Source organism: Snodgrassella alvi (assembly GCF_002777745.1).
GTDB classification, from domain to species: domain Bacteria; phylum Pseudomonadota; class Gammaproteobacteria; order Burkholderiales; family Neisseriaceae; genus Snodgrassella; species Snodgrassella alvi_D.
In genome coordinates, this window is record NZ_MEIO01000062.1 from 64,351 (window position 1) to 84,169 (window position 19,819).

General features: G+C 39.4%; 15 protein-coding genes. 13 read left to right on the forward strand and 2 right to left on the reverse strand.

The annotated features are described in order from the left end of the window. The first annotated feature begins 9 nt into the window (after nucleotides 1–9). From miaB to BHC51_RS10945, 12 genes are all read left to right on the forward strand, one after another. On the forward strand, nucleotides 10–1,338 hold the full coding sequence (gene miaB, locus BHC51_RS10890) for a tRNA (N6-isopentenyl adenosine(37)-C2)-methylthiotransferase MiaB (RefSeq protein WP_100100552.1): 1,329 nt from the start codon (nucleotides 10–12) through the stop codon (nucleotides 1,336–1,338). Between the two features lie 211 nt (nucleotides 1,339–1,549). Then, complete coding sequence (locus BHC51_RS10895) at nucleotides 1,550–2,863, forward strand: NCS2 family permease (protein ID WP_100124006.1); 1,314 nt, start codon at nucleotides 1,550–1,552, stop codon at nucleotides 2,861–2,863. 125 nt (nucleotides 2,864–2,988) lie between these two features. Next, on the forward strand, nucleotides 2,989–3,552 hold the full coding sequence (locus tag BHC51_RS10900) for a beta-class carbonic anhydrase (protein WP_100135848.1): 564 nt from the start codon (nucleotides 2,989–2,991) through the stop codon (nucleotides 3,550–3,552). Further along, nucleotides 3,549–4,184 (forward strand): nicotinate-nucleotide adenylyltransferase, encoded by a 636-nt coding sequence (nadD, locus tag BHC51_RS10905; protein ID WP_100135847.1) that lies wholly within the window; start codon nucleotides 3,549–3,551, stop codon nucleotides 4,182–4,184. The genes BHC51_RS10900 and nadD overlap by 4 nt, the downstream gene beginning before the upstream one ends. Before the next feature lie 62 nt (nucleotides 4,185–4,246). Further along, nucleotides 4,247–4,636, forward strand: coding sequence for a ribosome silencing factor (rsfS, locus tag BHC51_RS10910; RefSeq protein ID WP_100100548.1), 390 nt, complete (start codon nucleotides 4,247–4,249; stop codon nucleotides 4,634–4,636). 32 nt (nucleotides 4,637–4,668) lie between these two features. Next, entirely contained in the window at nucleotides 4,669–5,139 is a 471-nt protein-coding gene (gene rlmH / locus BHC51_RS10915) for a 23S rRNA (pseudouridine(1915)-N(3))-methyltransferase RlmH (protein WP_100124004.1), read from the forward strand. A 202-nt stretch (nucleotides 5,140–5,341) separates the two neighbouring features. Then, on the forward strand, nucleotides 5,342–7,219 hold the full coding sequence (gene dxs, locus BHC51_RS10920) for a 1-deoxy-D-xylulose-5-phosphate synthase (protein ID WP_100154002.1): 1,878 nt from the start codon (nucleotides 5,342–5,344) through the stop codon (nucleotides 7,217–7,219). Nucleotides 7,220–7,806: 587 nt separating this feature from the next. Then, nucleotides 7,807–8,811: a tRNA dihydrouridine synthase DusB gene (gene dusB / locus BHC51_RS10925; protein ID WP_100154003.1), complete on the forward strand. Its 1,005-nt coding sequence runs from the start codon at nucleotides 7,807–7,809 to the stop codon at nucleotides 8,809–8,811. A 32-nt stretch (nucleotides 8,812–8,843) separates the two neighbouring features. Then, complete coding sequence (locus tag BHC51_RS10930; RefSeq protein ID WP_100100544.1) at nucleotides 8,844–9,089, forward strand: helix-turn-helix domain-containing protein; 246 nt, start codon at nucleotides 8,844–8,846, stop codon at nucleotides 9,087–9,089. Between the two features lie 32 nt (nucleotides 9,090–9,121). After that, entirely contained in the window at nucleotides 9,122–10,696 is a 1,575-nt protein-coding gene (purH, locus tag BHC51_RS10935) for a bifunctional phosphoribosylaminoimidazolecarboxamide formyltransferase/IMP cyclohydrolase (protein WP_100154004.1), read from the forward strand. 84 nt (nucleotides 10,697–10,780) lie between these two features. Continuing rightward, nucleotides 10,781–11,587 carry a sulfite exporter TauE/SafE family protein gene (locus tag BHC51_RS10940; RefSeq protein ID WP_100154005.1) on the forward strand — a complete coding sequence of 269 codons (807 nt, stop codon included), beginning with the start codon at nucleotides 10,781–10,783 and terminating at the stop codon, nucleotides 11,585–11,587. 25 nt (nucleotides 11,588–11,612) lie between these two features. Then, nucleotides 11,613–12,248 (forward strand): MBL fold metallo-hydrolase, encoded by a 636-nt coding sequence (locus tag BHC51_RS10945; RefSeq protein ID WP_100100541.1) that lies wholly within the window; start codon nucleotides 11,613–11,615, stop codon nucleotides 12,246–12,248. Between the two features lie 165 nt (nucleotides 12,249–12,413). Here BHC51_RS10945 and BHC51_RS10950 read toward each other — a convergent pair whose 3' ends face one another. Continuing rightward, nucleotides 12,414–13,700 (reverse strand): AmpG family muropeptide MFS transporter, encoded by a 1,287-nt coding sequence (locus BHC51_RS10950; RefSeq protein WP_100154006.1) that lies wholly within the window; start codon nucleotides 13,698–13,700, stop codon nucleotides 12,414–12,416. Between the two features lie 225 nt (nucleotides 13,701–13,925). After that, nucleotides 13,926–15,362 (reverse strand): DNA recombination protein RmuC, encoded by a 1,437-nt coding sequence (gene rmuC, locus BHC51_RS10955; RefSeq protein ID WP_445081788.1) that lies wholly within the window; start codon nucleotides 15,360–15,362, stop codon nucleotides 13,926–13,928. A gap of 481 nt (nucleotides 15,363–15,843) precedes the next feature. Here rmuC and BHC51_RS10960 point away from each other — a divergent pair, with 481 nt between their 5' ends. Continuing rightward, a complete protein-coding gene (locus BHC51_RS10960; RefSeq protein WP_100154008.1) occupies nucleotides 15,844–19,764 on the forward strand; it encodes an HAD-IA family hydrolase in 3,921 nt (1,306 codons plus the stop codon). Nucleotides 19,765–19,819: the final 55 nt, after the last annotated feature.

Below are 19,819 nucleotides of genomic sequence, written 5' to 3' on the forward strand. Positions count from 1 at the left end.
TTAGGTGTTATGAAAAAAGTATTTATACGAACCTTTGGTTGTCAGATGAATGAATATGACAGTGAAAAAATGCTGTCTGTACTGGCTGAAGGACAATCACTTGAACGCACTGATCGAGCTGAAGATGCAGATATAATTCTATTCAATACTTGCTCAGTTCGGGAAAAAGCTCAGGAAAAAGTATTCTCAGATTTAGGACGTATCAGGCCATTAAAAGCCAAAAATCCGGATCTGATTATCGGGGTTGGTGGCTGTGTTGCTTCACAGGAAGGCGAGGCAATTATTCAGCGCGCACCTTATGTCGATGTGGTGTTTGGTCCACAGACTTTACACCGGTTGCCTCAGATGATTCTGGATAAGGAAACCAGTGGTCTGTCACAGGTAGACATCTCTTTTCCAGAAATTGAGAAATTTGATCATTTACCGCCGGCACGGGTTGAAGGCGGTGCAGCGTTTGTATCGATTATGGAAGGCTGCTCCAAGTATTGCAGTTTTTGTGTTGTACCTTATACCCGTGGTGAAGAGTTTTCACGTCCGCTGGAAGATGTATTAACTGAAATAGCTGGTTTAGCGCAACAAGGGGTTAAGGAAATTAATCTTCTTGGGCAAAATGTGAATGCCTATCGCGGGGATATGGGTGATGGGGAAATCTGCGATTTTGCTACTTTGTTACGCATAGTTCACGAGATCCCCGGCATTGAGCGCTTACGCTTTACCACTAGTCATCCACGTGAATTTTCTGATGCCATTATCGAATGCTATCGCGATTTGCCGAAATTGGTATCGCATTTGCACCTGCCGGTTCAATCTGGTTCTGACCGTGTTTTAACAGCGATGAAGCGGGGTTATACTGCATTAGAGTATAAGCATATTATTCGTAAATTGCGTGCTATCCGGCCGGATTTGTGTTTAAGCTCTGACTTCATTGTAGGATTTCCTGGAGAAACGGAACGTGAGTTTGAGCAGACTTTGAAGCTGGTGCAGGACTTGGCTTTTGATTTGAGCTTTGTATTTATTTATAGTCCGCGTCCGGGTACGCCAGCAGCAAATTTACCAGATGATACGCCACATGCTGAAAAAGTACGTCGTTTGGAAGCCTTGAATACGGTGATTGAGGCTGAAACAGCACGCATTAATCAATCTATGCTTGGTAGTGTGCAGCGTTGTCTGGTAGAGGGTGTATCAAAAAAGGATCCAGATCAACTACAAGCACGTACTGCGAATAATCGTGTAGTTAACTTTACAGGGCATCCACGTTTGATTAATCAAATGGTAGAGCTGGAAATTACTGAAGCGCATACGTTTTCGTTGCGCGGAAAAATAGTTTTAGCTGAGTAAGTTACCAATCTGCAAAATAGAGGAAAAACGCTGCATTAATCCATTTGTCTGGATACAGAAATATGTACATATTAATACAGGTATAAAGGCTGTGCATGTTGTCGGATTTTGATGCAATATTTATTTGAATTTTTATTGTCCGGTTATTGGTAAAGATTTTTTGCAATAACCGGTTTTATCTGGCCTTTTTTCGGTATTAAAAGGAATTGGCATGAACCCAGCGGGTACTTCTTTTTTGGATCGTTTTTTTAAAATTAAAGAAAGTGGCAGCAGTGTGCGCACGGAGGTGTTAGCCGGCCTGACCACTTTTTTGGCAATGAGTTATATTTTGGTAGTTAATCCCACTATTCTCCAAGAAGCGGGTATGGATTTCGGTGCGGTTTTTGTGGCTACCTGTATTTCTGCTGCGTTTGCTTGCATGATGATGGGGCTGATAGCAAACTATCCGATTGCTCTGGCACCCGGAATGGGATTGAATGCTTATTTCACTTATGCTGTGGTAAAAGGGATGGGTATTCCGTGGCAGGTAGCATTGGGAGCGGTTTGTGTTTCCGGTATCATTTTTATTATTCTAAGTTTGTTTAAAGTGCGCGAGGCGATAGTTAATTCGCTACCGAATTCTCTCAAATATTCTATTGGCGGCGGCATTGGTTTGTTTCTTGCCTTGGTGGCTCTAAAAAGTGCTGGTGTCGTGGTATCTAATCCAGCTACGCTGGTTAGTTTGGGCGATATCCATTCTCCTAAGGTGCTTTTGGCAATTGTTGGTTTCTGTCTGATTGTTGCTCTGGAACATTTTCGGGTGCGTGGCGGGATCATTATTGGGATTTTGGTAATTACTGCTATTGCTTCGGTACTGGGAATCAATCAGTTTCAAGGTGTATTCGCTCCAGTTCCTTCGTTAGCTCCGACTTTTTTACAGCTAGACTTTCATGATTTATTTACCATGAGTCTGGTTAGTGTTATTTTTGTATTTTTCTTTGTGGATTTGTTTGACAGCACCGGTGTTCTGATTGGTGTTTCTGGTCGTGCAGGTTTACTGGTAGATGGTAAGCTACCACGAGTAAAAAAAGCGTTGCTGGCTGATTCGACGGCAATTGTGGTCGGTGCCGGCCTCGGTACTTCTTCTACAACTGCCTATGTGGAATCAGCAGCTGGAGCTGCTGTCGGTGGCCGCACAGGTTTGACCGCAGTAGTAGTTGGCATTTTGATGCTGGCAAGTCTATGGTTTTCTAAGCTGGCGGCTAGTGTTCCAGAGTATGCTACTGCTCCTGCATTGTTATATGTGGGGGTGCTGATGATGCGCAGTATGACGGAAATTGACTGGAAAGATGTTACTGAGGCTGCGCCGGCATTCTTTACTCTGATTTTTATGCCTTTTGCCTATTCTATTGCAGATGGTATTGCGATGGGCTTTATCAGTTACGCACTGATCAAATTGTTCTGTGGTAAGGTTAAAGAAGTATCTTACATGGTGTGGATTATTGCTATATTGTGGGCATTTAAATTGCTCTGGCTAGGGGCGTAAGATAATCCGGTTTGTAACAGGCAGCCGTTGCGGCTGCCTGAATACTTTGGAGCTATATATTGTGGGCTGATGTGCCAATATATTGAGCCGAATGCAACTATTATATAAATGAAAAGGGAGAAATTATGTCTTTAATTGATGAGATTATGGACTTTAATCAGAAATTTGTTGATGCTGAAGAGTATGAGCAGTTTTTTACGGACAAGTATCCAGAAAAGAATCTGGCCATTGTTTCCTGTATGGATGCACGAATTCTGGATTTGTTACCGCGTGCTCTGGGGCTGAAAAATGGAGATGCCAAGGTGATTCGTAATGCGGGTGCTTTGGTTACTCATCCGTGGGGTTCAGTGATGCGCTCATTGTTGGTGGCTGTATATGAGATGCATGTACATGAAATTATGGTGATCGGGCATTATGATTGTGGTATGCAGGAGTTACATGTTCCTGATATGCTTGATCGAATGCGTGCCCGGGGTGTCAGTGATGAGCGTCTTGAAATTCTGGAAAATGCTGGTGTAGATTTTCATAAGTGGCTCACCGATTTTGATAGTGTGGAAGATGCGATTATGCATTCGGTTAATATGATACGAAAACACCCACTGATGCCTGGTGAGATTAAAGTACATGGTCTGGTCATTCACCCTATTACCGGTAAGCTGAATATTGTGGTTAATGGAAATAAAATATGAAACGTATTGGTTTGTTTGGTGGTACTTTTGATCCGCCACACAATGGCCATATTCATATCGCGCAGGCTTTTGCTGATGAATTAAAGCTGGATAGTGTTATTTTTATTCCAGCAGGTGATCCATACCATAAACAGGTTGCTACCCGTACTACAGCTGCACAACGTCTGGCTATGGTGGAGCAGACGATAGTCGTAGATGAACGCTTTAGTGTGTCTGATTGTGATGTGGCTCGCAATGGACCCACTTATACGATTGATACTGTATCTCTGTTTCGTCAGGTATTTGCGCAGGCACAGTTATGGTGGTTACTGGGAATGGATTCATTGTTACAACTACCAGACTGGCATCGTTATCGGGCTTTATTGCAAAGTGTTAATCTGGCTATTGCTCAACGTGGCGGGCAGGGCTTAGCTGCTTTGCCGGTGGCATTACAGCAATGGTTGCCTGATGCATTAGCCAAAAATCTGACTACACCGGACGGTAATGATGGCGGACGCGCGGTGTTATTGCAGGCGTCTTTTTTACCGGTAAGTTCGACTGATATTCGTGTGCAATGGTCGAAGGGCAATCATGATGACGTGCCGGCTGGTGTGGCGGAATATATCGACCGCGAACACCTTTATCAGGCATAATTTGCATATTATAAGGTGTTTCTGAGCAGGAAATGCTTTCAACTCAATAGGATATTTACTGTATGGATGAAAATCTTATCGCTCAATGGGACAATATGGTAGCCATTAGCGTTAATGCACTTGAAGATGTTAAAGGTAAGGACATTATTGTATTGGATACATCGGCACAAACTTCGCTGTTCTCCCGGATGATTATTGCCAGTGGTGACAGTACGCGTCAGGTAAAGGCGCTGGCAAATAATGTTGCTGTAGATTTAAAAGAGGCTGGTTACGAAATTATTAGCACGGAAGGCCTTGATAGTGGTGAATGGGCACTGGTTGATGCTGGTGATCTGGTTGTACATGTGATGCAGCCTGCGGTGCGTGACTATTATGATATTGAAGCTTTATGGGGCGGAGAAAAGCCTTCTTTTCATGCAGGTGCGGCTAAACCATGGCAAGCAGCAGATTGATGTTTGCTGGATGCTACATTTATTGGAATTGAATGAATATTACAGTACTGGCGGTGGGAACGAAAATGCCGCAATGGGTGGATTATGCGGTGGCCGATTATAGTAAAAGGTTTGGCCGTGAGATTCAGTTTCAGCTCAGGGAAATCAAACCGGAAAAACGCGGTGCGGGTGTTAATGCGGCACAGGCAATGGCAGCTGAAGAGGAACGTATTGTTGCAGCAATTCCACCACATAGTTATCTAATTGTACTGGATGAACGTGGGAAAGCACCAACGTCCATGGAGCTGGCGGACTGGTTAAAAAAATGGCAGCAGCAGGGGGATAATCTGTGTTTTGTTATTGGTGGTGCTGATGGGATGACTGCGAGTTTAAAACAGCGGGCAAATCTGTTAGTACGCCTTTCCAGTCTGACTTTACCACATGGGATGGTACGTGTACTGTTAACTGAACAGCTTTATCGTGCTCAGTCGATTTTACATAATCATCCGTATCATCGTGAGTAATCCTGATGAGAAACAGATAATTTGAATGCATGTCTTAACAACCATGATGTATCCAAATTATTTTAATTGTTCAGGATATAAATAATTTCTTGACATAGAAAGAATACCCCTGTATAGGGGTATGCTAGTATATAATTACTTTGCACTTCGTTTGGCAGGCATATGACCTGTTATCTACATTAATAATAAGTAAAGTCTGATTATGAATCCTACCCCTCTACTTGATGCTATTGATTTACCACAGGATGTGCGCCGTTTGCAAAAGAACCAGTTACCTCAGCTGGTAAATGAGTTACGCGCTTATTTACTGGAATCAGTGAGCAAAACGGGAGGGCACTTTGCCAGTAATCTGGGTGCGGTTGAGTTAACAGTTGCCTTGCACTATGTATATCACACTCCGCAAGATCATCTGATCTGGGACGTAGGGCATCAGAGTTATCCGCATAAAATCCTGACCGGACGTAAAAGACGTATGGCCACTATGCGGCAATGTGGTGGGCTGGCCGGTTTTCCCAAACGTAGCGAGTCGGAATATGATGTGTTTGGTGTTGGTCATTCTTCTACATCGATTGGTGCTGCACTAGGCATGGCAGTGGCCGATAAATTACAGCATAAAACCAACCGTAATGTTGCTATTATTGGTGATGGTGCAATGACAGCGGGACAGGCATTTGAAGCATTAAATAATGCCGGTGATATGGATATTGATTTGCTGGTTATTCTTAATGACAATGAGATGTCTATTTCTCCGAATGTCGGTGCTTTACCTAAGTATCTGGCAAAAAACCCTTTGCATGATGTTAAAGGGCTGGTGAAATCAATTAAGCATAAATCAGAAAAGGTATTAGGTCTGGTGCCGGGTGCTCTAGATGTGGCGCAGCGAGTGGAAAATAAAATCAAAGGTTTGATTGAAGAAAGTACCAGTTCTGAAACGCTGTCATTATTCGATAATTTCGGTTTTACTTATTCAGGGCCGATTGATGGGCATGATGTCATTCAACTAGTAGACGTGCTTCAGGAAATGCGTAACCGTAAAGGGCCGCAATTGTTGCACATCATTACTAAAAAAGGTCATGGTTATAAACTGGCAGAAAATGACCCGGTTACCTTTCATGCCGTTAGTGCTTTTGATCCGCAGCAGGGTTTGTGTTCGCCTGCGACAACGACTAAACCTACTTACACACAGATCTTTGGTCAATGGATAATAGATCAGGCAGCAGTAGATCAAAATTTATTGGCGATTACGCCCGCCATGCGTGAGGGTAGTGGTCTGGTAGAATTTGCCCAGCGATATCCGACACGTTATTTTGATGTCGGCATTGCAGAGCAACATGCAGTAACTTTTGCTGCTGGATTGGCTTGTGAGCAGATGAAACCGGTGGTAGCTATTTACTCCACTTTCCTGCAACGAGCTTATGATCAGTTGATTCATGATGTGGCTTTACAAAATTTGCCGGTTTTGTTTGCAATCGACCGCGGCGGAATTGTTGGTGCAGATGGCCCAACACATGCAGGTGTTTATGATTTGAGTTATCTGCGCTGTGTACCTAATCTGGTAATTGCAGTGCCCAGTGATGAGCGAGAGTGCCGTTTGTTGTTATCAAGCTGCTATCAGCTTAATCAACCTGCGGCAGTGCGTTATCCTCGTGGTATAGGTACAGGTGTAGATGCGGGAACTGATTTGGCCACTGTAAAAATTGGCAAGGGAGTACTGCGTCGTCAGGGAGGTAAAATTGCTTTGATAGCATTTGGCAGTATGGTGCAACCAGCCCTTACTGTAGCTAATGCAATTGATGCTACTGTAGCAGACATGCGCTTTGTCAAGCCACTGGATACAGAATTATTACTACAGCTAGCTGCAGAACATGACTATTTAGTTACGCTTGAAGAAAACAGCAAGATTGGTGGTGCAGGAAGTGCTGTCCTTGAAGTACTGGCACAGCATAACCAGAACAAACCGGTATTGACATTGGGGATACCTGATATAGTTACTGAACATGGTGACACAACACGACTACTTGATCAAATCGGATTAAGTCCTGAAAAAATTCAACAACATATTCTTCAATGGATAGCGTAGCTGTTAGCTGAATTGTTGTATGTTAATGATATTGTTTATTTTATTTATGTAACTGTATCCAGCTTTATTCAAAGAGCTCCTACTAATGGTAAAGAACTGAACAGTTTTGGGTTTAGCGGAAGTTTTAATATGCCTTTAAGTATAGTTTTTCTCTTTGTTCAATTAATTAATAAATATTGAGAACTGTATAAATTGTTATCTTGCACACAATGCTTTTGTCGTTGTATCTGCCGCTAATTTTTTATTATAAATCCATTTGTTTCAACATATTAAATTATATACCAGCAGGTAGTTGGCAGATTTCACAAGTAAGTGTGATCTACAGTTAATTGTTAGCGGTTTATCGATTATTCAATGTGTGTTTATTCAGCCTTATTGTTCTTGTTCTGATACGAATTACTTAACCGCCGCAATATTGTTGTCACGCGGCGCAATTGTAGGCTGATACCATTTCAATTTTCTAAAATTATTTATTATTTTAATCAATATTTTAATTAAATAATTGTATTTGTGTTTGGAACGGCTGCTTAAAAATTGTACAATAATCCATATCTGAATACTATTTCCCCATATTTGATTTACTGATTATGCAAATTGGTCGTTATCAGCTTACTGCTCCTTTTGCGCTGGCACCAATGGCAGGCATAACTGATAAGCCTTTTCGTCAGTTATGTCGTGAATTTGGTGCAGGCTGGGCAGTGAGTGAAATGATTACCAGTGACCCAGATTTGCAGCAAACACGCAAGACTTTACAGCGCGCTAATTATGAGGGTGAGGATGGTATCAGAGTAGTACAGATTGCTGGCAGTAACCCGCAGCAATTGGCAGAAGCTGCACGCTATAATGTAGCCCGTGGTGCAGCGGTAATTGATATCAATATGGGTTGTCCGGCGAAAAAAGTATGTAATGTGCTGGCAGGTAGTGCCTTATTACAAAATGAATCGCTGGTTGAGGCAATTTTGCAGGCAGTTGTTGGTGCTGTTGATGTGCCAGTAACTCTGAAGACCCGTCTGGGCTGGGATGATGAGCATCGTAATGTTGTGACTATTGCGCATATGGCAGAAAGGGCAGGAATTGCTGCTCTTGCTATACATGGCCGTACACGTACACAAATGTATCGTGGAGAAGCCAGTTATGAGTTGATTACACAGGTACGACAGCAGGTTAGCTTGCCATTGTGGGTTAATGGTGATATTACCAGCCCGCAAAAAGCATTAAGAGTTTGGTGCAAGACTGGTGCAGACGGTGTAATGATTGGACGCGCAGCTCAAGGACAACCGTGGCTGTTTCGTGACTTGATACATTACCATAAGTGTGGTTGTTTGCCACCTTCTCTGACCGTAGCAGAGCATGCTCAGGTTATAGTTCGTCATATCGCTGCTATGCATGATTTTTATGGCATAGTTATGGGTGTACGTATTGCTCGTAAGCATATTGGCTGGTATGTGGCTGCATTGCCGGGAGGTGAGCATTTTCGCAGGCAAATTAATACAGTAGATGATGCGCAAATGCAGTTGCATTTGGTTAATAACTTTTTAGACAGGCAGGTAGCACAATTAGCTACATGGCCGTGTGCCTATCGGAACCAGTAAGCAGTTTGCCCTGTCATATGAGGAAAATGTAAATGAGTGAAGCATCTAAAGTTAGTATCGCTCAATGTATAGAGGCAAATGTACGGCAATATTTTGCAGATTTGGATGGTGAAACCCCTTGCGCTGTTTATGATATGGTGTTGCAGCAGATGGAATTACCGCTATTACGTTGTGTAATGGAGGTTTGTGAGCACAATCAGACTCGCGCCGCACAGATTCTTGGTTTAAATCGTAATACACTACGAAAAAAATTAACGCAGTATCATTTGCTGGATTGAATCAGTAATATTTGTATATTAAGGAAGAAGTCATGGCTGTAATCAAACGGGCATTGTTGAGTGTATCAGACAAAAACGGTGTGATAGATTTTGCACACCAGCTAACGCAACTAGGAGTTGAATTGCTCTCAACTGGGGGAACAGCCAGTTTATTGGCCAATGCGGGCATTGCGGTGACTGAGGTAGCGGACTATACCGGTTTTCCAGAAATGCTGGATGGGCGGGTAAAGACATTACATCCCAAAATTCATGGTGGTATTTTGGGACGGCGTGATTGTCCTGAACACATGGCACAAATGGCAGCGCATGATATTGGCACTATAGATCTAGTATGTGTGAATTTGTATCCGTTTGCTGCAACAGTGGCGAAACCAGATTGTACGCTGGAAGATGCCATCGAAAATATTGATATTGGTGGTCCGACAATGGTGCGTTCCGCTGCTAAAAACTGGCGTAACGTAGCCATTGTTACAGACAGTAATGATTATGCGGCAATTATTGCAGAAATACAGCAGCAGGGCTGTCTGTCAGAGCAGACCCGTTTTAATCTGTCACGTAAAGCTTTTGCGCATACAGCGCAATATGATGGCATGATTGCCAATTATTTGACTCGTGTTGATGATGAAAAATTGTCTGGAAAACCAGATTTACATACTTTCCCCCAGCAATATAATCAAAGCTGGCTGAAAGTACAGGATTTACGCTATGGCGAAAATCCGCACCAGCAAGCTGCCTTTTATTGTGATTTACACCCGGCAGCCGGTAGTCTGGCCAATTATCAGCAATTGCAGGGGAAAGAACTATCATATAACAATATTGCTGACGCCGACGCAGCTTGGGAAGCAGTTAAATCTTTCACCCAGCCTGCCTGTGTTATCGTCAAACATGCTAATCCTTGTGGGGTAGCAGTGGCTACTGATACCCTAAACGCATACCGGTTGGCATTTGCTACCGATAAAACCAGTGCTTTTGGCGGCATTATTGCTTTTAACCGCGAAGTAGATGCAGCGACAGTAGAAGCCGTTACCGGACAGTTTCTTGAAGTATTAATGGCTCCCGGATTTACTGCCGAAGCAAAAGCCATCATAGCAGCTAAGAAGAATGTGCGTGTACTCGAAATTCCTTTATCTGCCGGAGCAAATCAGTTTGAACTAAAACGTGTAGGCGGCGGATTACTGGTACAGACCCCAGACAATCATCAGATAGAAACGGACGAACTACAGATAGTCACAACGCGAGCACCTACTGAGCAAGAAATGCAAGATTTGCTATTTGTGTGGAAAGTGGCTAAGTGCGTGAAATCAAATGCAATTGTGTTTGGTAAGGGGGGGCAAACCTACGGTATAGGGGCCGGACAAATGAGTCGGGTTGATTCAACTCGGATTGCCGCGCGTAAAGCAGAGGATGCAGGCTTTGAACTTGCTGGTGCCTGTGCTGCTTCAGATGCATTTTTCCCATTTAGAGATGGGGTGGATGTAATTGCTGCTCAAGGTATTAAGGCCATTATTCAGCCTGGTGGTTCAGTACGTGATGAGGAAGTAATTGCTGCGGCCAATGAGCATGGTATTGCAATGGTAGTAACCGGCGTGCGTCATTTCCGCCATTAATATTAAGCTATTATCTTTCAGAAATAATGCAATTTTAGCTTAACCATTAGCGCATAACAGCATTAATGTTTAATCAATCTGTCTATGGAACTGCTTACTTACTTATTGATAGGTGCTGTAGCAGGCTTTGCCGCCGGCCTGTTTGGGGTTGGCGGTGGATTGATTGTCGTGCCTGTTCTGTATGTTGTCTTCATGCGCGCCGGTTATGATGAAGCAGTAACCATGCATCTGGCTCTGGGTACATCACTGGCCACCATCATCATTACCTCCATTAGCTCTATGCTGGCTCATAATAAAAACCATGCAGTGCTCTGGCCGGTAGTAGGACGTTTAACTCCCGGACTCATATTGGGTTCATTCGGGGGCACAGCTATTGCTGATGCTTTATCTGGTCAGAAACTACAACTGGTTATTAGTATTTTTACCTTATTCGTTGGTATCAGCATGTTCCGCAGCTCTCGGACGAAAATCAGCGTGCAGCACAGACAATCTATTAATTCACACTGGCATTGGTTTGCCGGAGCTATTATCGGCATAGCATCTGCCCTATTTGGCATTGGCGGAGGCAGCTTAACCGTACCCTATCTGAACCGTTGCGGGCTAGCAATGCCACAAGCAGTAGGTTCCTCTGCTGCTTGTGGTTTACCAGTTGCAATTACAGGTGCTTTAGGCTTTATGTTTTTTGGTGCACATGAACAAACTCATATAGCCCATACTATTGGTTATATCCATATTTATGCTTTTGTTGGCATTAGTGTAATGAGCTTTATTACAGCTAGGCAGGGAGCAAAAGTAGCACATTGGCTTTCACCAGTAATGTTGAAAAAAAGCTTTGCATGTTTGCTCTTATGCATGAGCATGTATTTTTTAAGCAAAGCCCTGCCACTATGAATAAATAGTGGAGTAAAGGAAAAAAATGGCTTTACAAATGCAGATTATACCCGTGACACCATTTCAACAGAATGCGGCACTACTATGGGATGATGTTAATAAGGACGCTGTATTAACTGATGTCGGTGGTGAAGCTGACCGTTTGTTGGGAGCAGTAGCTAAGCATCAGCTTAAACTACAGGCCATCTGGTTAACACACGGCCATCTTGACCATGTTAGCGGTGTGGCAGATTTAATTGCTAGGCAAGCTGTCCCAGTATTGGGGCCTAATCAGGCAGATGATTACTGGTTGCAGGCATTACCAGAAGTGACTGCTAATTATGGTTTTCCTGTTTGTCAGGCATTAACGCCTACTCGTTGGTTACAGGATGGTGATGAGTTAACTGTTGGTGAACATACATTTATTGTCTATCACGTACCCGGGCATACCCCTGGACATGTCGTGTTTTACAGTCAGGCAAATAGCCTATTGATTGCTGGTGATGTTTTATTTCGCGAATCTATTGGCCGTACTGATTTTCCGGGTGGAAATCATCATGATTTAATTCAAGGAATCCAGAGTAAATTGTTTACACTCCCCGATGATACACGTGTTTTATCTGGGCATGGATTTATGACTACTATTGGTCATGAAAAAGCACACAATCCATTTTTGCGTTGATCAGACCATACCATATTCTCATGATATCCAAATTTAAATAGCAATTAAAAATTGTCATTGTTAAAAATAATATTTTAATTGCTATTTAAATAACTTGATATATTAATCAGCTTTAGATAAATGTCTGGTAACGTTTTTGCGTGTTGAATCATGAGTAATAAATATTTAGGCATTAGTTACCTTTTTATTCCACGGTGCAACCTTTACTAACAACAGCATACCCGGCAAGGCCAGAAAAAAACATAGCCAGAAAAAATTCACATAGCCCAACCAATTAATCAAATATCCTGTTGTCGCGTTAATCAAGGTTCTTGGTATTGCAGCAAGACTGGTAAAAAGTGCCAGTTGTGTCGCTGTAAAGGCAGGAGTGGTTTCCCGCGCCATATAAGCCACAAAAGCAGCTGTGCCCAAACCTACACCAATAGCTTCAAATCCAATAACAACAGCCAGTATCACCAGCTGTTTTGCACCGATAACTGTAAAAGGCCCCTGACTAGCCAGCCAAGTGAAACCCAGAATAGAAAACAATTGCACCAATCCGAATAACCATAAAGCACGGTTAATACCCAGTTTAATCATCCAGATACCGCCCAGAATACCCGCAATAATTGTTGGCCATAAACCAGCATTTTTGGCAATCAGACCAATATTTTCGTTACTAAAGCCCATATCCAAATAAAAGGGTGTAGCTAGCGCAGTGGCCATACTATCACCAAGTTTATACAGGAAAATAAAAAACAGTACCAGCAAGGCATTTTTAACTCCCTTGCGTACAAAAAACTCTTTAAAAGGTTCAATAACTGTCTGTTTAAAAGATTTTGGCGTTGTTGCTGGCAACTGTGGTTCATGTGCCAGAAAGAGCGTCATAAACAGGCCTGGCAACATAAATAATGCTGTAATGGCAAATACCGTTGGCCACGAATATAAACCAGTTAGTATGAGCGCCAAAGAACCGGGCACAAGTGCCGCAATACGATAAGCATTCACATGGATCGCATTGCCTAGCCCTAGCTCATTATCCTGTAGTATTTCACGCCGGTAAGCATCCAGTACAATATCCTGACTGGCAGCAAAAAAAGCCACAAACAGAGATAGAGTCTTAATTGCAGTCATATTTTGTTGCGGATTAAGCCCTGTATAACCCAGTAATGCCAATAATAGGGCAATCTGTGTGACAAACATCCAGCCTCGTCGTCTCCCCAACCATGGAAAATGAACCGCATCCATCAGTGGCGACCATAAGAATTTCCAGGTAAAAGGTAAACCAACGATTGAAAACAGACCAATAGTAGCTAAATCTACACCTTCATTACGCAGCCATGCCGGAATCAGGTTAATCAGAAAATATAACGGTAAACCAGAACTAAAACCCGTAAACACACAAATCAGCATATGACGGCTAAAAATTCTATGCCATAAAGATGTAGTTAATTGAGTCTTATTCTGAACCATACAAATATCATCCTACAGCAAATTGCATATGCTTGAAAATTTTAAATAAACCTAAATTATTTATGCAATTGGCGCAATTTATTAAAAAAGACAACGCAATGGTAATAAACTACTATTGTACGCCAGTTTGAAATAGCATAAAGCTCCTGATATCCTGGCTTATATCAGGTAATATGTAAATTATTAATACAAAAAAGATAAATAAATCGTGAATCTACATCGCTTTTAGAGAGAATCCGTAGTAACTAGCGGCAATTCTTCTTCGTCCTCTTCTGAGCATTGATAGTGTTCTGGTAAACTTTTGCCGCTCTGCACACCTAATTTACGTAATTTATTTGCCTTACTCACCAGATTCCCACGGCCATTTACCAATTGCCCCATAGCTTTCTGAAATTGTCCCTGTGCCTGATCCAGATTTTTACCCACACCTTCCAGAGTACTTACAAAGCCGACAAATTTGTCATACAACTTGCCACCTTCTTTTGCGATGGTCAAAGCATTCTGATTTTGTTGTTCACTACGCCAGATATGAGCAATCGTACGCAGCGTAGCCAGCAAAGTACTGGGGCCTACCAGCATAATCCGCTTCTGAAAACAATCATCAAACAGGTGATTATCCTGTTGCAGAGCAAGTAAATACGCTGGTTCAACCGGAATAAACATAAACACAAAGTCCAGCGTGTTTAGTCCATCAATTTCATCATAACATTTGGTTGAAAGTTCTTTAATATGCTGACGTACCGACTGAATATGCGCCGCCAGTGCCTTATCAGCACTACTAGCATCAGTTGCCTGAGTATAGCGAATATAAGCCGTAAGCGATGTTTTGGCATCAATAACGATCTGCTTATTTTCTGGTAGATTTATCAGTACATCTGGTTGTAACCGGCGCTTGTGGCCAAATTCATCAATAATAGTAGAAGAAGCTTGTAAAACATACTCTCGCCCCTTATGCAAACCAGAATTTTCCAATACCTTTTCCAGAATCATTTCACCCCAGTTGCCCTGACTCTTATTCTGGGTACCAGACAGAGCATCAGTAAGTGCTTTAGCATCACTATGCAATTGAGCGTTTAATTGCTGTAAGTGCTTTAGCTCAGTTTCCAGAGTAGTACGCTCTTTTGCCTCTTTTTCATAGGTATTTTGCACCAGTTGACTGAAACCTTGCATGCGCTCGTGCAAAGGATTCAGCAATTGGCTAAGACTGGCCTGATTCTGCTCACTAAAGCGTTTACTCTTCTCTTCCAAAATGTCATTAGCGAGTGACTTAAACTGATCACTGAGACTAGTACGAGCCTCATTTAAAAGCGCCAGTTTTTCTTCATATGCCTCGCGTTCATGCTGAAGCTGAGTAGCCAGACGACTATTTTCCACACGTGCATGATTTAATTCTTCCTGAACCTGCGTATATTCTTCTTCACGCAAGCGCCATTCCTCACCACGCAACTGCCAGTTTTGTAACTGTTGTTCTGCCGTAGCCAGTTTAGTAGAAATAACTTGATATCGTTCTGAAGCTAAACGATATTGCTGCCGCTCCTGTTGTAACGTTTCCTGAACATTGACTAATTGAGTATTAACAGCCTCAGCAGTACTCAAACGCTTGTGAACAAGCTGTAATTCCTGACGGCAGTGGCTCAGTTCAGCTTCATTATTTTGATTAATTTGTTGTAAATTATTTGCTTCTGTTTGAATACGAACCAGTTCATTTGTTGCTTCCGACAGACGAACGTGCCCAGCCTGACGTTCCTGTAATAAATTTTGACGTGAAATTAAATGAGAAATGCAAACAAGAGCAATAACTAAAATTATCAAGGTTAACCAAAAAATAGTCGTCATGAATGTTTTAAATCTTAAACAAGAAACTAGTCTCAATAATAGCATGAATTTTGCAAAGCAATCACTCTAAGTAAAAGCTTTGAATTAATAACAAAAAATAATTTTATGACTCAATTAAAATTTGAATTAACACTTATAATTTTACTATTAAAAATTAGACGCCAAATAAATTTGTTTCAACTAATTAAATTGATTAAAAAAGTATTGTTTTATACAATAAAAGATAAATATTTATTATAATAATCAAAATTTGATCTAGTCTAAAATTAGTAAGATTTTAATCTTTATTGTTAATAGGTAATATAAAATGTTTCAAATTAATAATTCTATGCTAACTGAGCCACGTAAGCTAACATGGCCTTATGGATGGTGTGGACATATACCATTTGTGAGTTGGCTTGTTGAAGAACAACAACCTAATGTAATTGTAGAACTAGGAACTCACTCTGGAAACTCATATTTGGCTATGTGTCAAGCTGTTGCAGAAAATGGTATTGGTACTAAATGCTATGCGGTTGATACATGGAAAGGAGATGAACATGCAGGTAATTATGATGAGGAAGTATTTAATCAATTAGCTAAATATCATAATGAACATTATGCAGGATTCTCTAATCTAATGCGCATGACATTTGATGAGGCTAATACATATTTTAGCGAGAAAAGTATCGATTTATTACATATTGATGGCTTTCATACTTACGATGTTGTCGAGCATGATTTTAAAAACTGGTTATCCAAAATGTCTGAAAATGGCATTATATTATTTCATGATATTAATGTTCGAGAAAGAAATTTTGGAGTGTGGAAATTATGGGAAGAACTATGTACACAATATCCAAATTATGAATTTAAACATTCACATGGATTAGGTGTATTATTTGTTGGTAATGCAAGTAAGGTAATTTTAACTGAAAAATTAAAAACTGAAAATGCAAATTCTGATGCTTTAGTCGCAAGGTTATTTGCTCGTCTGGGTGAATTAGTATACTTAAAAACAGAATTAAATTGTAATGATAATCTTTCACAAAATAAATTAAATGTAAATATTGATCAAGAATTTGATTGTATTAAAAAATTTATTGAAAATAAGCAGAATGAAATCATTGATCATAATAATCAATTTGTGAAAATGATAACAGATCGTCTTTCTTATGCTATTGAAAAAAATGAGATCATAGAGTCAAAACTAGATATACAGAAACAACTGATTAAAACAATAACAGAACGTATTGATTACAATGATGAAAAAAATGATATCATTCATTCAAATCTTCTAAAAATGCAACAACAAATTTTAAAGCAATTTGTTGAACGTCCTTCAATATGGGATATTCAACCATTACGGTTTTTTTCTTTAATGCTAAAAGGACGCAAAAAAGAAGCAATAAAACCATTTAAGAAGGCTATACGTGGCATACTAAGGATGCTTTATTATCAATTTCCTAAACGATGGCAACCAGCTTTGCTGGATTGGGCAATTAAAGTCCACCCAAGTTGGTTTAAAAATCATCCAAGAGTTTTATTGAATAAACAAGATAAAAATTATTTGACATATGAAAATAATTGCCTGTTATTAGATATAACCCAGCAGAGTGGTAATTTAAAATCACAGCCTGGATCTATTGGAATACATTGCCACATATTTTATAGTGATTTGATTAATGAATTTGTTATTCAGTTATCAAAAATACCTTTTAAATTTGATTTATTTATATCAGTACCAAATGAAGACACACTAAAAAAATGTCAGCAAAAATTTAAAAAAATAAAAAATATTAAACAGACTGTAATTAAGATTGTGTCAAATCGAGGGCGTGATATTGCGCCTATGTTTGTAGAATTTGGACATGAGCTAAGGAAATATGATTACATTGCACATTTTCAAAGTAAAAAATCTAAGTATAATAATGGGGCTACAAATGGTTGGAGAGAATATTTATTCAATACTTTATTAGGATCATCATTAAATATTAAACGAATATTTACTTTATTTGCAGAAGATAAAAAATTAGGAATAATTTACCCACAAATGTTTTATCGTTTACCATCTGCTGCTTTTACATGGTTAGCTAATAGATCACAAGGTCAACAATTATTAGACAGAATGAAATTGCCGATGATCGATGGATATTTTAATTTTCCAGCTGGTTCAATGTTTTGGGCAAAAACTGCTGCCATACAACCTTTATTTGATTTGAATCTTAAACATGAAGATTTTCCAGAAGAACAAGGGCAAACTGATGGAACTTTAGCCCACGCTCTTGAAAGATTACTTGGGATAGTACCATTACAAATTGGATACAAATCAATTATTATTAAAGATTTAGAGCATTTATCTTGGTCAACATATCGTTTTGATGAGCAATATCTTAATCGGACAGTAGATTTTTATAAACCTATGTTTGATAATAAAGAAATTAAAATTATCGCTTTTGATATTTTTGATACATTACTAGTCAGACCTTTATTGAATCCTGAGCATACTAAAAAAATAGTCACTATGTCTCTTGATGATGAGAGTAAGCATGCTTTTAAAAAATATCGATCAATTGCAGAAGTTCAGGCCAGAAATAAAAAGGGAAAAGATGTATCAATAAATGAAATATATAAACAATTTGGAATTTTATCATCTTTATCTGAAGATAAAATTAAAAAAATTCAAAAGATAGAAGAAAAAACTGAATTCTCTTCAGTAATTGCTAGAAATGACGTTGTTGAAATGATGGAATTTGCTAAATACCTTGGAAAAAAGGTTATTTTAATTAGCGATATGTTTTTATCAAGACCTATTATTGAAAAAATGCTTTTCCAGAATGATATTAATAAATGGGATGAGCTATATTTGTCTTCGGAAATCGGGCTACGTAAAGATAATGGAAAGCTTTATGAGTACATGCTGGATAAAGAAAATGCAAATGGTACAGAAGTAATCATGGTAGGTGATAACGAGCGTTCAGATTTGCAATTGCCCGCAGATAACTTTGGCATAAAATGTCTTCATTTACTTCGAGCTTGTGATTTGGCTTATAATTTACCTGAATATTCAAAGATTTTAGACCATGAACTGATAAAAAGTGATATTAATAACGAATTAACAGCTGGACTTTTAATAAGAAAAAATCTAAATAGTGTCTTTTCATTTAAAAATAAATCTGAAATATTGAAATTGTTTAGTTCAGATCCCTATAAGTTAGGCTACAATCTTGTAGGCCCTGTAGTAAGTGCTTTTTGCCAATGGTTAATTGAACAAGCTAAAGTAGATAAAATAGATAAATTGTATTTTTTAGCTAGAGAAGGTAAATTTATCAAGCAAGTATATGATTTATGGAGTTCCATACAAACAGATAGTCCTGAAAGTAATTATTTGCAACTGTCTCGTCGGTGTGTAACAGTCCCAGATATCACTTTAACGGAAGATATTAGAGCTATTGCTGAAAAAAATTACTTTGGAAATGATATTCAAAATTATTTTACGGAGCGATTTGGCTTAAATTTAGATTCTGAAAAATGGGCAGAAATTTATCGTAAAAATTTATGGGTTAAGGATGAAAAATTAACCATAAAAAACAAAAATATTGAAAAAATACTACCTTTATTAGAATTTCTTCAAGCAGACATAATGCGTGAAGCCAAAACAGAGAAACAAGCATTAATGATATATTTGGAAGAAGTTGGTCTGCTTTCAAATAATAGCTGTGCTGTAGTTGATATAGGATATTCAGGAACTATACAAAGAGCATTAAATAAACTATTAAAAAAGCCAATTCATGGATATTATTTTGCAACGATAGTGTCAAGTATAGAAGGCTTAGCAAACAATGTGAAAATAAAAGGCTGTTATGTCAATAATGGCAATGATTTATTTTGTGATTCGAAAATTTATTCTCATAGTTTTGAGTTAGAAAAATTATTAAGTGCAAATGACTCTCAAATTATTAAATATGTAATTGATGAGAATAATAAATTAAATAAGATATTTAAGAGTTTATCAGACAGAGAACTTGCATCTCAATCAACACGTAATTTATTGCAAAAAGGAGCAATAGAGTTTGTGCAAGATGCAATTGGCATACGTAAAAATATGTATTTTGATTTTAACCCATCTTTGGTGATTGCTGATTCTTTATATAAGTATTTTAGTTTAACGTTGCAAACCAAAAAAAATAAAGTTTTGGAAGATTTAATTCTGGATGATGATTATTGTGGCAGAGGTCTTGTCAGCTGATTTAATTATGGAAAATCATTAGATTAATAAAAGGATTAAAATTTTTAATCCTTTT